This window comes from Bacillus sp. FSL R9-9410, assembly GCF_038050385.1.
Taxonomy (GTDB): domain Bacteria; phylum Bacillota; class Bacilli; order Bacillales; family Bacillaceae_G; genus Bacillus_A; species Bacillus_A cereus_U.
The window spans coordinates 268,131-280,972 of sequence record NZ_JBBOTV010000003.1; the positions used below are offsets into that span (position 1 = coordinate 268,131).

The window sequence follows — 12,842 nt, forward strand, 5'->3', positions numbered from 1 at the left end:
AGGCAAGTAGTATGTGGGGCTATTTACAGGGAAAACAAGTCGCCTTAAAGCGAAATCGAGTTGATTTATATCACTTCGGTTATATGATTCGTTCCAAATCGGCTAAAAGGTTAGGAACAACTACAGCTCAACAAATTAAAGATATAACCGATGAAATTCGTGCATTTTTAGTAAAAGAACATCGTGATATCTTAAGCGAATCTTTTATGAATAAAGAGAAGAGAGCAGCTGTAGAGCAAATCATCAAAAGCTTTTTATTAAGTAATCAAGTCGTCATTTCAGATGTACCTTCTGAACAATTACTGAATATGGTGTGTGACGATATTGTTGGATTTGGTATTATAGAGCCTTTGAAAAAAGATCCAGATGTAACCGATATTTATATAAATGGTACAAAAGAGATTATTTACGAAAGAATTGGGGAGGGAGAATGTACATTTCCTTACCGATTTGAAACGGAAGAAGAAGTGAAAGCCTTAGCCTACAAGATGGTAAACAGTACTTCAGAATCATTAAATACAGCAAAGCCATATGTAGATTGTGTATTTCCGTATATACGTATCAATATTGCGTTAGATGAGCTTGGTGGACTGGGTACAACGATAACAATTCGTAAGAATGCGGATTACCTTCGAGCCTCTGAAGAGCGGATGTTATCTACAAATCAAGCATCGAGAGAGATGTTGGACTTTTTGGCCGCAGCCGTGAAAGCAAAAATGAATATTTTAGTGGCGGGAGCAACAGGCACAGGGAAGTCAGAGTTTATGAAATATCTTGCTTCTCATATTCCGAAAGGGAAGAAGAAAGAACGTACTCTCGTAGTAGAAGATAATCCTGAATTATATTTGCATCGTATCTTTCCAGAACATCATTTTGTTCCGATGCAGTGTAGGGCATCGGAAGTAGAAGAGAATGCAATTGATTTTGATAGATTGTTAACGAATGCATTACGTCAAGGGCCAAAGAGATTAATTGTAGGGGAATCAAGGGGGAAAGAAGCATTAAAAATGCTAAATTTCTTCCAAACAGGACACCCTGGCTTTACTTCAGTCCATGCAAGGAGTGCGAGAGAAGCAGTAAGACGTTTAATGCTCATGTGCCTGCAAAGTGGTGCGAACATTGACGCTAAGTATTTATATGAATTAATTTCACAGACGTTTGATGTGATTGTCTTTTTAGAAAAGAAAGATGATGGGAATCGCTATATTACAGAGATGATTGAATTATTGGATTATAAAGATGATATACAGTTCAATCAGCTTTCTCAATTTATTCCGACAGGTGAGGAATATGATGAAATGAATGAGAAAGTAGGAAAGATTCATGGAGATCATATCATTACAGCAAAAATGTCAGCTGAAATGGAGAAGAAATTCCGTTCTTCTACTGTAAATCCAGCTCTTTATGCACCATTCCTTACACATAAGGAGGTGCAATATGCATAGTTTGTTAGCTTATGGATGTATATTCCTCATATTCATGAGTGTACTATTGTTAGTTTTACTATTTACAAAATCTAAGGGTTCTGCCCTTTCCCAATTTGTACAAGAAAATGAGAAAGAAGAAAGACGCTTAGAATTACGGAATATCAAAGGAATACGAATGTATCTTCCACAATCCGTTATCCTAGAAGCCCAAAAGTACGAGTGGAAACTGACGAAAAGTATGTATTGGGTATATACGGTACTTTCAGGGATGAGTATTGCGGCAGTATTCTACTTTTCCTTTGGAAGAGATTCTTTTACACTGATTTCCGCTTTATGTGGGTTTTTAGTTCCGAGATTTCTTCTCTATCGAAGAAAAAAACGTTACTACTTGGTTGTCATAGACCGTCTATCTATCTATATGAAGGCTACAGCGAATGCGCTTCAAATTAGTAATAACGCAAAACGAGTGTTACTTCAGGTGAAACCGATGATGCATGACAGTATTCAAGAAGAAATAGAAAAAGTTTCTCTTTTATTAGAAGGGGGAACAACGATGCACCGTGCATTTAAAGGGTTTAATGAAACCTTTAATTTCAGAGAATTGGTATTCTTCCACGAAATGTTGGAAGTATGTAGCCGAGAAGGTGGAGCAAATTCTGTGCAAGTGTTGCTAGATATTGCAGAAGATTTCGAAAAACAAAAGCTATATCTGGCAAGATTGCGTTCTAGTTTGTCCCAAGCGCAACGTGCTTTTGTTCAGAACTGCTTAATAGTCATCGCAATGCCGATTGTCATTATGTTGATGTCAAAAGAGGCATATGGATTTTTGGCAGGTTCTATGATGGGGAAAATTGCATTAACAGTAAATATGTTTATTGTATTTTTCCTAGCAACACGTGTAGAAAAAATTGCAAATTATAACCCGACAGAAAGGGGGGAATAAGATGGCTGCGTTTTTAGGTTTAGTCATATTTGTTGTCATGTACTGGGTATTCTCCACCTTTCTACAAAGTAAAAAAGACAGTGAGAGTGTACTTACTCATTATGTAGAAAATGCGAAGCGTATTGAAAAGAAGAATTTGAATCAAATGATGCTTGCTCCTTTTCAATCGTTATCACATAAGTATCTGACAGAAGAAAAGAAAGAGCAGATTCAGAAAAAATTAGAGGAAGCTGGCTTGGATACGAAACCAGAAGAATATTTGAAAATGAAGGTTGCGTATCCTGTCATTTTCACATCTGTTTTCTTAATTTGTACCGTGTTCCATGATTACTACTTATTTAAAGTAGGTGTTCTGATTTCACCACTGCTTTATTTCTATCCGGATTACCTATTAAAAAGAAAGATTAAACAGGCAATAGAAGCAAGGAAGTTTGAATTACCAGAGTACCTAATTCCATTACTACAGTTGTTAAAAACACATACAACACTAGAAGCAGTTAAAAAAGCAGAGATATATGCAGGAAGGCACCTTCGTTCCTATGTATCTACTCTTACAGCGGAATTAGAAATGTACGCGGGCTCAGATCAACCGTTTAGAAACTTTGCCGCATCTTTAAATAGTCCAGAAGTAAATACCTTTACCATCGCACTGCAACAGGCGCAAAAAACGGACAAGGTACAAAGTCTTCGGATTATGGACGCACAAATTAAAATGATGCGTGAGTTAAAACATGAGAACTACAACCGTTTGATTCAAAATAAACCAATGGAAATGAATAAATTTAACGTTGCAGTCATTGGCTGTATCGTTATTTATCCGATGGTCATTGTTATTCAATCCTTATCACAAGGATTTGCAAGTTTATAAAAAGACATTATCCCAAATGGAATAGGTAAAGGAGCAAAACACATGTTAGCGAAAATGAAGAATTGGTTAAAAAATGAAGACTCACAATTATCATCAGAAAACGGTATGCTAATCGCTTTAGCGGTAATTATTGTACTAGTCATTGGACCGTTTGTATGGAAAGCAATCCAAGGTGGTTATGAAACAATTCTATCTCGATTCACAAAAGCATCAAGCAATGCAAATGTGGATTCTTGGAACAAGTAATAAAATTTTAATTAGGTAAACTCTTATCCTAGTAGTTTCCTAAAATCGATATATAAAGGGGCAAAAATAAAATGTTAGTAAAAACGAAAAATTGGTTAAAAAACGAAGATTCACAGTTGTCATCAGAAAACGGTATGTTAATCGCGTTAGCGGTAATTATTGTACTAGTCATTGGACCATTTGTATGGAAAGCAATCCAAGGTGGTTATGATACGATTCTGGCACGATTCACAAAAGCATCAAGCAATGCAGATGTAGATTCTTGGAACAAGAAATAAAATTTAAATTAGGTAAATTTTTATCTTAGTAGATTCCTAAAATTGATATATAAAGGAGCAAAATGAAATGTTAACGAAAATGAAAAGTTGGTTAAAAAATGAGGATTCACAGCTATCATCAGAAAACGGTATGTTAATCGCGTTAGCGGTAATTATTGTACTAGTCATTGGACCGTTTGTATGGAAAGCAATCCAAGGTGGATATGACACAATTCTAGCTCGATTCACAAAAGCATCAAGCAATGCAGATGTAGATTCATGGAATAAAAAATAAGCTTTAAAGTTGTATATAAGGGGAGTCACGTATCATGTGGCTCCTTCTTTGAACTACCCCCACTTTCACTTCGTTTAGAAGTGAGGGATTCCTAAGTAAAGAGTTCTATCGAACTCTAATTTATTAGGCTATCCCCGCAGTCCTTGCGGTTAGAAGCCTTATCGCTTCATTCTTTAGATTGATACTTGCGTTAATATCCCTATCATGGTGTGTACGACAAGAAGGGCAGTCCCATTTACGTAGATTCAGATTTTTAACGTCTTTGTTTTGGTATCCACAACAGGAACATAGTTGGCTAGAAGCAAATGTTTTCGATACAACAATGACTTGTTTGCCGTACCATTTTGCTTTGTATTCTAACATGGATCGAAATTGCGACCATGATACTTCACTAATTGCTTTTGCTAACTTATGATTCTTTAACATTTTTGATACTTGCAAATCCTCTATACCGATAACATCGTGGTTTTTAATGATTTCAGTTGAGATTTTGTCCAAGTAATCTTTTCTAGCATTTGCCATGTATTCATGAATTCTAGCTACCTTTACTCGCTGTTTATTCCAGCGACAAGATCCTTTCGTTCTTCTAGAAAGAACACGCTGTGCTTTCGCCAATTTCTCTTCTAATGACCGAAAAAACTTCGGATTTTGATAGGTTGTTCCATCTGACAAAATGGCGAAATCTTTTAGTCCCACATCCATTCCGATGTAAGAATGTGTTTTCGGAAGTTCTTGTACTTCTGTTTCAACTAACAATGACACAAAGTATCTGCCAGAAGGGTTCCGTCTAACTGTAGCATTTACAATACGTCCCTTTACTTCGCGACTTTTGGCAAATCGAACAAGGCCTAGTTTCGGCAACTTTATCTTGTTTCCTACAACAGCAATGTTTTCATTTGTTTGTTTTGTGGTATAAGATTGTACGTTGTTCTTCTTAGATTTAAAGCGCGGGGCGCTGTTTTGTTTTTGGAAAAAGCGTGTATAAGCATCCGCAAGGTTGCGAACAGACGACTGAATCGCAATACTATCCACTTCTTTTAGCCAAACAAACTCTTTCTTCATGGCAGGAAGTTTGGCAGAGCATGTACCATAGGTCAAGCCTTTTCCTGTCTCTTTGTATGCGTGATCCCATAGAGAAAGGAAATGATTGAATACAAAGCGAGAACAACCAATCGTTTTGTTGATTAGAATTGCTTGTGCTTGATTTGGATAGATACGAAACTTAAAGGCTTTATTAATCATCATTTGATTCACCTCCATTTCGGTATATGACTATTATACACCAAACGTACATTCGATAACTAGTGAAGTAACACTTTATGTATGTTAGATGGCTTCCTGCCATCCCTTGTTCGAAGCCAATTCATCTCCCACCTACTCACTGGGGCTGTGACCCTTCACGCTCCTTGAGGAAGGAGTCTTCTTGGCTAAAATGATAAATGAAATAAGGAGAGAAAAATATGGGCATATATGTAATGGGAATACTGATAGGATATATGATCCTGAATGTATTTACTGATTTGAAATATAGAAAAACGAAAAATATGTGGCATCTACTATTCTTAATTATGGGTATAGGAATCACCTATTTTACTGGAATACGAACAGGGAAGGAGATTATGATTGTACTAGTCATGGCCTTAGTATGTGGTTTATTGTTAGAGACGTTTAAATTTTCTTCACCCGGTGATACGAAAATGCTTGTGGTGGTAGCTTTATATGTTAGCAATTTAGTAGAAGAATCGGCTATGCTTACGGCTATTACATTAACAGCTTTCCATTTACTATTCTTTTGGATTGCCAGTGTGTATCGATTAATTAATATTTTAGGGTTTAAAGGAGCTATTAAAGACCAATTAGAGCATGCCGCTTCTATATTTGGTGCAAAACTACCTAAGAAAGAAATACAGCTCATTCAGAGCTTTCCAGGGGCTTGTTCTATCTTATTAGGGGCAATGGTTTATATTGCACTCAATATCTATCAAAACGGAGGTATCTTGGCTTGAACAGTAGAATCATTCATCAAAGAGAAACGTATATTTATTTTACGATATTTGCACTAGTTGGAGTACTTCTTGTAAACATGTTTATTAACATGGTGTTTGTACTAGCTTATCCATTACTAATTGGATTAATTGTTCAGGTAATCTTGTTGCAGAAGATGAAAAAGCCATTTTATCGAAGCGGAAAAGAATTAACGGAACAGTTAAAACTAAAAAATATATTTCTAGTGGAATCGAATATTTTAGGGGAGGAAGAAGGAATAGTTTATGAGGTTCATCAAATGCCTTTTGAATTCTCTAATGGATTAATCAATAAAGAGAAGAGTTATAAAGTAGTAAAACAAGATTATGAAAGAAAAGTAAAAGAAGATTTAACAAAAATTGCAAAATGGCAAGTTACAACAAAAGCTAGGCTTGTTACGACAACACATTTTCGTTTATATACAATTTGGCAGAAAAATAGTACAGGCTATCAATTGAAAAAAATAGAGGATTGTATCGATCCTTACGCAAAGATGAATCCCATTCAATGGATAATGGCTTCATTTTGCACAACTGGACGTTTGAAGTATGATAAGAAGCCTAAAGAATTTGAAAGCTATGAATGGATTGCATTAAAATAATGTAGATAAGCAAAGGTATAATCTAAGTAAAGGGAATATGCATTTTTGCATATTCCCTTTACTTAGAATCTTATTACAATAAAATCGAATATAGTGATATAAGGTTTTTAATTCGAATGAAGATAATAAGGTTTATATTTTTATCTAATTAGAAGGGGTGTTTTATGTTTAAAAATAAGAAAATGATTCGATTTGGCTTATGGTTATATGTTTGTTTATGTGTTGTGCAATTTACTATAGGTTATATTAAGGCATATTTTACATCTTATACAGGTAATGAACTAGTAATCTCAGGCACATGGAAAACTATACTAATAGATGCTCCTGAAGGCATACTTGTTATTTTAGGTACATTTGCCTTATATGAATTTACAAAAAAAGAACCAGGAGAAAACACATCTATATAAATGTATTTTTGGTAATTATTGTTCCTTTTTTCCATTCACACTTCATCTTTAATTGATCACCAATTAATTCTGCTGATAAATTACCATCCATCTTTGTGATTAGACTTTTCGCAATAAACAGACCTAAACCTGTACCTTTTTTCTCCTTGTTTGATCCACTTTATAGAAGCGATCAAATAGAAAAGGAAGCTCTTCTTCTTTTAATGGTTTAGCAGGACTCATTATATTAAGTTGAACAGCTGATGAATCCGCCATAATATAAATTTCTTCCTCAGGAATAAGGATGATAGGCTCTATTTGTGCTTTTTGGAAATCATCATAGAAACTGATTAAAGAATCTAATAACAATGTATGTGATTTTATGGATTTTTTGTTTGCAAAACAAAAGGAGTAAATAATATGTATAGCATTGAACAAATATATCAAGAAATTTTAGAAGGTAAAAGAAAGCAATTTCCAAAAAGTACATGGAGTGATGATCATGATAATAATCTAGCAAAACGTGTAATTAAGTATTTTATAGAAAAAGTTTTAAAGAGGGATAAAAAAACAATTCTTAAGAGTTGGAAATCCCAATTAATTATTAAATATAAATTAGGTGGTGTACTTAGCGTTAAATATCATGATAGCCCATATGCAATGATAAATGATGTTTATCCGAATTGTTTTAAAGAATGGGAATTTCAAATGACACCTAGAAACTATTGGACAAAGGAAAAGGCATTGGAAGCATTAAAATGGACGATAGAAGAAAAAGAAAGGTTAACAGATAATAAATTATTGGAGGTTTATAATATTCAGTGGTTATTTAATCATAATTTGAGTTCGCCTTGCCAAATTTTTTGGGGAAATAGTCCTTACATAATGATAAATGAATTATATCCAGACCATTTTAAGGAATGGGATTTTAAAAAAACTCCTAGTCGTTTATGGACAAGAAAAAAAGCGTTGGAAGCATTGAAATGGACGATAGAGGAAAGAAAACAAATGAATAATGAGGAGATAAGAAAAAAAATTAGTGTAATTTGGTTTTCAGAAATAGGCTTAAGGACCCCATTGGCGAGATATTGGAATGATAGTCCATTTAGTATGATAAATGAGTTATATCCTGGATGTTTCAAAGAGTGGGAATTCCAGAAGACACCTAAAAACTACTGGACAAAGAAAAAGGCACTGGGGGCATTAAAATGGACGATAGAGGAAAAAGAAAAGTTAACAAATGAAGAGCTTATAAAGGTCTATAGTAGAAGATGGATAATTAATCAAGGGTTAAGAACCCCATTAGATAGATTTTGGAAAAATAGTCCATATGCCATGCTACACGAGTTGTACCCAGGGAAGTTTAAAGAATGGGAATTAAATAGGGCCCCTCGTGGATTTTGGACAAGGGAGAAGGCATTAGAAGCATTGAAATGGACGATAGAGGAAAAAGAAAAATTAACTAATGAAGAACTAATAAGGATATTTAGTAGAAGGTGGGTAATTAATCAAGGGTTAAGAACCCCATTAGATAGATTTTGGAATAAGAACCCACATGCTATGTTAAGTGAACTATATCCTAATTAATTTATAAAAAATATGAAAGTTTAACATAAATGAAACTCAAGTTAAATTACAACAAATTCTGTTAGAAATTTGTTGTTTACTTCACTTTTTATCAGTACTCTGCATCTAGACCGTACTTTCGTTGACTGCGGAAAGACTTTATTTCAAAGCTACATCGAGCTCTTTTTATTTATATTTTTTACATAAATAAAAAAGGCCTTATTTTGGTCTTATCCCTGTCAAGTAGACAGTATTAAAAAGACTAAGCAGCCATCGAGATTCGATATTCTATCGGAGCTCGATGGTTGAGTCGTTTTTGGAACCGTTTATAGTTATAAAAGTAAATATATTCTTCAATTGCTTGTATTAAATCTTCTTCTGTTTTAAAATGATTCAAATACAACATCTCCGATTTAAAATGGGAGAAAAATGACTCGATACAGGCATTATCATGGCAGTTTCCTTTGCGAGAGTGGCTGCCAATGATACCTAAATCTAAAAGTCGTTTGTTGTAGGCATGAGATGTGTACTGGAATCCCTGATCTGAATGGAGAATGGTTCCACGCACATCTCTTTTTTGTGCCAACATTTCAATTGTATCTAATACAAGTTCATTATCATTGCGCTTGGATATTTTCCAAGAAACAACTTCGTTATTATAAATATCTTGGACAACAGAAAGATACCGAAATCCCTCTTGGAATCGTAGGTACGTAATATCTGTAACAAGTGCTTCATTTTGTTGACGATTTTTAAATTCACGGTTTAAAACATTCGGAAAAACATTGGAATAGTTCCCTTTAAAGAAGCGACGCTTCTTCCGAATAATAGACTGAATGTTGAGCTCACTCATTAAGCGATATACCTTTTTGTGATTTATAAAATAACCTTTTTCTTGTAAAGCGATTTTCATACGTGGATAACCATATTCCTTGTGCTTTACGTGAATAGATTGTATTACCTTTTTTAATCGTTGATCGGACTCTAGTCGCATGTTTTTTATGCTTTTTGTATGAATCCACTTATAGTAACTTGAACGATGTACACCCGCAAATTTAGTAAGCCATAGAACTGGATATTTTCTCTTTAATGATTCAATGATACGATATCTCTCTTTATATTTTGGTACGCCCCCATTTACAGATTTGGATACTGCTTTTTTAAATATTCAACCTGAGCCTTATAGTAGTCACGTTCCTCTTCAATGGTGTTGAAATGAACACGTTTGCCTTTTAAAGGGTTTGGTATCCCTTTCATTCCACTATTTTTCCCACGAGCATCTGTAATTTCACCACATTCTTTATATTTTTTTACCCAATTTTTAAGTTGTGTAGAGCTTTTAATCTGATATTTCTCCGTTATCATATCGTAGCTTCCTTCTCCGTTTAAATAACTTTGAACAGCTGATAACTTTACTTCTTCCGAGTATGTATTAAATGTTGTACCTTTTTTTGCCATGAAAAATCCCCTCCAAGTAATAGTGTAACATCCATGTTTATACATGGTCTTTTTAACACTGTCTACCTAAAGGGGATAATATCAATTTTTATATACAGGCCTTTTTTGAATGACGAATGAGATACGACTCAATATCTCGTGTAGGATACTTTTATTATACAGTATTTGAAAAAAATTCAAAAGAAATGAGCGAAATACCTTAATGAAACATAAAATTGTTGAAATTTTGCTATGAATTCATTAATATGAAAATATAGTTATTGTTTAATTGATTCCGTTTATTCCCACACCTTATGTGTTGTGGTTGAGTTGTAGAAGCAAGTTGTGTCTTGTTTCAATTGTGAAAGGGCTTCTTTGAGCCGATTAGTGTATATATAGCTTATTTTGCTATGCACATTATTAATCGACTTGAAGAAGCCCTTTTTGTGTTGTTTTCAAGTCTGTTTGATTGGTAAACCCCATTATCACATTGGGCAAAAATTATTATTTAGGGGGATTTCATTATGAAAATGAGTTATGAAGTATCATTATTTTGTTCTGCACATCCAGATGACTTTATACCGAGTTTGCGTGCATTACGAATGAGAGTTACAAAAGAAGGGGCGTTTTGGGAACGAGATTGTTATCAGCTTTCTATTAAACCATCAAATTTGTCGCAACAAGAGGCAAAACAAGCAGGGGAAATCTATTTGTATCATGTTCATTTTAATGGATGTATACGAGATTTCCTTTTTTTATTGGAAAGATGTTTTAGAGGGACGAGTTTTCGCTTCACTGCAATCCGTGGTTTTTTAGATGTAGAAGGGTATTCACTTAAGAAGTGGAAGCCGATTCTACGTGGCCATCATGTAAAGCCTTCAGATGTAGATTGTATTTTCAAGAAAGATGATCTTACAATTCTTGTTCATCATCATGGAGGCTTGGAAGTGACAAAGCGTGCGGAGAAAGGTGAACAATTAAAAAAAGTAAACTTCCTACAGGTAGATAGTTGGTTACAAGCACTGAATCCTACAAAAGAGGATTTATTCTCCCTTACAGGTGTGAGTGTTTCGTAATGAGTGATTCACAGAACCAAATGGAAGTATACAGACAGAGGGAATGACAGAAATCCGTAGTGAAAAATTACTATGAATTTCTGTCTTTTTATTTTATTGAGGAGGATTAGAGTATGAATTTATTTGAAATGTTTGATTTAGAGGTAGGAGAAAACGTAATGGTACAAGATGTGAGAACAGATAAACAAGTTCGCAATCGATACAGTTATGATGTCGGTGAGAAATTAGTGGGGGCTAAGAAAGAGTTACGAGCCTTAAAAGAATCATTTTTAGTATCTTTTTCCTTAGAAATTTTAGCAGAAATTGAAAAAGAATCTGCGACAGAGGCGCTAAATGCATTAGATCGAAATACACTGATTCCATTTGATTTTGAACAAGAAAAAGCAAATGATATCCCGCCACATGTTGCAAAGTTAAAGCAACTACTAGTGGGCAGGATAAATAAGAAGCCAATTGTAGATACACCGACTGCAAGGAAACTGTATGTTCAAGCATGTAGAAGAATCTGGAGTGATATACAGTCGGTACATACTTCACAACAGTGGATAGATCTCGCTGTTTCTTATGGAATGGAAATGAGTAATGCTTGGTCTGCATTTAAAAAGGATAAAAGTGTTACATACACTTTTAAAAGAATGGTAGAAGAATATTTTGATGAGTTTGTTGAGGCAGATGGTATGGAGTTATTAATATTGGGAAAGAAATTCATATCACTTTGTACAAATTCTAAAAGTATCAATTCTACGTATCTTCGTGTATCACGAGAATTAACATGGGATGATTTGCTTGCGAAAAAGGTTACAACTCGTAAGAAATCGACAACTGCTTGGTCTAGAAAACTTCCTGATACATTGCAAAGAAAAGGACCAGAAGTAGAAATTGCAGCCAAACCTGAAGATGTAGTTTCTATGTTTGGGTTAAAGGGAATGCAATTTGGGCACTATTGCACCGAGCAGTATGCAAAAGAGCACATTGGGCATGTGTCTGAAGCGTTGCATGATTTAGCTCGTATATTGGGGATTCCACCTGAATATATAGGGCTAGGGGGACGCTTAGGACTTGCGATTGGTGCGAGAGGAAGTGGTAATGCATTAGCACATTATGAACCTTCTACCAAAGTAATTAATTTAACTCGTGATAATGGAGTTGGAGCATTGTGTCATGAATGGGGCCATGCATTGGATCATTTCTTGTATGATTGTAGTCATGATTTTCAAAACGGTAGCCTTGCTTTCCTATCAAGTGGGAAGAGTGTCGGGAATATCTTGCCTGCTATTATCAAGGAAAGGATGCAAGCTGTGCTAGATTCTTGTAAACAAGGAAAAGTGGCCAGATTGACATTCCCACCCTAAAGGGGCCAGCTGACTAACGTCAGTGGGATTCTTGCTACCAAAAGCGAAGTCCATTTCTGGTATCGCTGACGTGCAAGATTGCGGTGTGCCATCACCACTCCCACAACAGACCATATAGGTTCGTGGGCTACGGTACTGTGACCATACCGTACAGATTGTTGGTTCTCAAATGTTTTTACGTCTTTTGCATGACGACTTAATACATTTTACGGAGTAGAAGAATTTGCTACCCCAACCTCATATGTATTCTGTTTTCAGAGAACAGTCGTTTTAGAGTCTTTTGCATGACTATGAATAAAGTATACCATGTTTTGCTATGCAAAAACGATGCTTTCATCCCACGTTTAAAGACGGACTAAAGTC

Annotated in this window: 14 protein-coding genes and 1 pseudogene; 12 read left to right on the forward strand and 3 right to left on the reverse strand. The window is 34.9% G+C overall.

What is annotated here, in order from left to right; translation table 11 throughout:
- Positions 1-11: 11 nt before the first annotated feature.
- From MKX77_RS28010 to MKX77_RS28035, 6 genes are all read left to right on the forward strand, one after another.
- Positions 12-1,445 (forward strand): CpaF family protein, encoded by a 1,434-nt coding sequence (locus MKX77_RS28010; RefSeq protein ID WP_341308430.1) that lies wholly within the window; start codon positions 12-14, stop codon positions 1,443-1,445.
- Entirely contained in the window at positions 1,438-2,370 is a 933-nt protein-coding gene (locus tag MKX77_RS28015; RefSeq protein ID WP_341308431.1) for a hypothetical protein, read from the forward strand. Before MKX77_RS28010 ends, MKX77_RS28015 begins: the two co-directional genes overlap by 8 nt.
- A gap of 1 nt (position 2,371) precedes the next feature.
- The gene (locus MKX77_RS28020) at positions 2,372-3,238 is read left to right on the forward strand and encodes a hypothetical protein (RefSeq protein WP_002169998.1); all 867 of its coding nucleotides are present in this window, start codon (positions 2,372-2,374) and stop codon (positions 3,236-3,238) included.
- Between the two features lie 42 nt (positions 3,239-3,280).
- Positions 3,281-3,484, forward strand: a complete 204-nt coding sequence (locus MKX77_RS28025; protein WP_002069492.1) for a hypothetical protein — start codon at positions 3,281-3,283, stop codon at positions 3,482-3,484.
- Between the two features lie 71 nt (positions 3,485-3,555).
- Positions 3,556-3,762: a hypothetical protein gene (locus MKX77_RS28030; protein WP_002069494.1), complete on the forward strand. Its 207-nt coding sequence runs from the start codon at positions 3,556-3,558 to the stop codon at positions 3,760-3,762.
- A 67-nt stretch (positions 3,763-3,829) separates the two neighbouring features.
- Entirely contained in the window at positions 3,830-4,036 is a 207-nt protein-coding gene (locus tag MKX77_RS28035; RefSeq protein WP_002069495.1) for a hypothetical protein, read from the forward strand.
- 123 nt (positions 4,037-4,159) lie between these two features.
- Here MKX77_RS28035 and tnpB read toward each other — a convergent pair whose 3' ends face one another.
- On the reverse strand, positions 4,160-5,281 hold the full coding sequence (tnpB, locus tag MKX77_RS28040) for an IS200/IS605 family element RNA-guided endonuclease TnpB (RefSeq protein WP_341308432.1): 1,122 nt from the start codon (positions 5,279-5,281) through the stop codon (positions 4,160-4,162).
- A gap of 215 nt (positions 5,282-5,496) precedes the next feature.
- On the opposite strand from tnpB, the gene MKX77_RS28045 reads away from it, so the two are divergent.
- The 3 genes from MKX77_RS28045 (at position 5,497) to MKX77_RS28055 (ending at position 7,069) form a co-directional block, all read left to right on the forward strand.
- Positions 5,497-6,042, forward strand: coding sequence for a hypothetical protein (locus MKX77_RS28045; RefSeq protein ID WP_341308433.1), 546 nt, complete (start codon positions 5,497-5,499; stop codon positions 6,040-6,042).
- The gene (locus MKX77_RS28050; protein ID WP_341308434.1) at positions 6,039-6,662 is read left to right on the forward strand and encodes a hypothetical protein; all 624 of its coding nucleotides are present in this window, start codon (positions 6,039-6,041) and stop codon (positions 6,660-6,662) included. Before MKX77_RS28045 ends, MKX77_RS28050 begins: the two co-directional genes overlap by 4 nt.
- 164 nt (positions 6,663-6,826) lie before the next feature.
- A complete protein-coding gene (locus MKX77_RS28055) occupies positions 6,827-7,069 on the forward strand; it encodes a DUF3937 family protein (protein ID WP_341308435.1) in 243 nt (80 codons plus the stop codon).
- 123 nt (positions 7,070-7,192) lie between these two features.
- Here the strand turns inward: MKX77_RS28055 and MKX77_RS28060 are convergent, their stop codons facing one another.
- The gene (locus tag MKX77_RS28060; RefSeq protein WP_286676723.1) at positions 7,193-7,324 is read right to left on the reverse strand and encodes a hypothetical protein; all 132 of its coding nucleotides are present in this window, start codon (positions 7,322-7,324) and stop codon (positions 7,193-7,195) included.
- A 144-nt stretch (positions 7,325-7,468) separates the two neighbouring features.
- Between MKX77_RS28060 and MKX77_RS28065 the strand changes: the two genes are divergently transcribed.
- The gene (locus tag MKX77_RS28065) at positions 7,469-8,635 is read left to right on the forward strand and encodes a DUF4046 domain-containing protein (RefSeq protein WP_341308436.1); all 1,167 of its coding nucleotides are present in this window, start codon (positions 7,469-7,471) and stop codon (positions 8,633-8,635) included.
- Between the two features lie 241 nt (positions 8,636-8,876).
- On the opposite strand, the gene MKX77_RS28070 is transcribed toward MKX77_RS28065, so the two are convergent.
- Positions 8,877-10,072, reverse strand: a protein-coding gene (locus tag MKX77_RS28070) for an IS3 family transposase (protein ID WP_341306816.1) whose coding sequence is annotated in 2 segments (ribosomal slippage) — positions 8,877-9,766 and positions 9,766-10,072 — 1,197 coding nt in all. Because the reading frame shifts where the segments join, the coding sequence is not laid out codon by codon here.
- A gap of 503 nt (positions 10,073-10,575) precedes the next feature.
- On the opposite strand from MKX77_RS28070, the gene MKX77_RS28075 reads away from it, so the two are divergent.
- Both MKX77_RS28075 and MKX77_RS28080 read left to right on the forward strand, forming a co-directional pair.
- Positions 10,576-11,127 carry a hypothetical protein gene (locus tag MKX77_RS28075; RefSeq protein WP_341308437.1) on the forward strand — a complete coding sequence of 184 codons (552 nt, stop codon included), beginning with the start codon at positions 10,576-10,578 and terminating at the stop codon, positions 11,125-11,127.
- A 113-nt stretch (positions 11,128-11,240) separates the two neighbouring features.
- A pseudogene (locus MKX77_RS28080) lies at positions 11,241-12,461 on the forward strand (LPD1 domain-containing protein); the annotation flags it as partial.
- Positions 12,462-12,842 lie beyond the last annotated feature (381 nt).

Bases quoted from the DNA above. Each gene is read 5' to 3' on its own strand.
- MKX77_RS28060 (WP_286676723.1), bottom strand. From the start codon at position 7,324: ATGGCGGATTCATCAGCTGTTCAACTTAATATAATGAGTCCTGCTAAA.
- MKX77_RS28010 (WP_341308430.1), top strand. From the start codon at position 12: ATGTGGGGCTATTTACAGGGAAAACAAGTCGCCTTAAAGCGAAATCGA.
- MKX77_RS28065 (WP_341308436.1), top strand. From the start codon at position 7,469: ATGTATAGCATTGAACAAATATATCAAGAAATTTTAGAAGGTAAAAGA.
- MKX77_RS28020 (WP_002169998.1), top strand. From the start codon at position 2,372: ATGGCTGCGTTTTTAGGTTTAGTCATATTTGTTGTCATGTACTGGGTA.
- MKX77_RS28075 (WP_341308437.1), top strand. From the start codon at position 10,576: ATGAAAATGAGTTATGAAGTATCATTATTTTGTTCTGCACATCCAGAT.
- MKX77_RS28035 (WP_002069495.1), top strand. From the start codon at position 3,830: ATGTTAACGAAAATGAAAAGTTGGTTAAAAAATGAGGATTCACAGCTA.
- tnpB (WP_341308432.1), bottom strand. From the start codon at position 5,281: ATGATGATTAATAAAGCCTTTAAGTTTCGTATCTATCCAAATCAAGCA.
- MKX77_RS28030 (WP_002069494.1), top strand. From the start codon at position 3,556: ATGTTAGTAAAAACGAAAAATTGGTTAAAAAACGAAGATTCACAGTTG.
- MKX77_RS28015 (WP_341308431.1), top strand. From the start codon at position 1,438: ATGCATAGTTTGTTAGCTTATGGATGTATATTCCTCATATTCATGAGT.
- MKX77_RS28025 (WP_002069492.1), top strand. From the start codon at position 3,281: ATGTTAGCGAAAATGAAGAATTGGTTAAAAAATGAAGACTCACAATTA.
- MKX77_RS28045 (WP_341308433.1), top strand. From the start codon at position 5,497: ATGGGCATATATGTAATGGGAATACTGATAGGATATATGATCCTGAAT.
- MKX77_RS28055 (WP_341308435.1), top strand. From the start codon at position 6,827: ATGTTTAAAAATAAGAAAATGATTCGATTTGGCTTATGGTTATATGTT.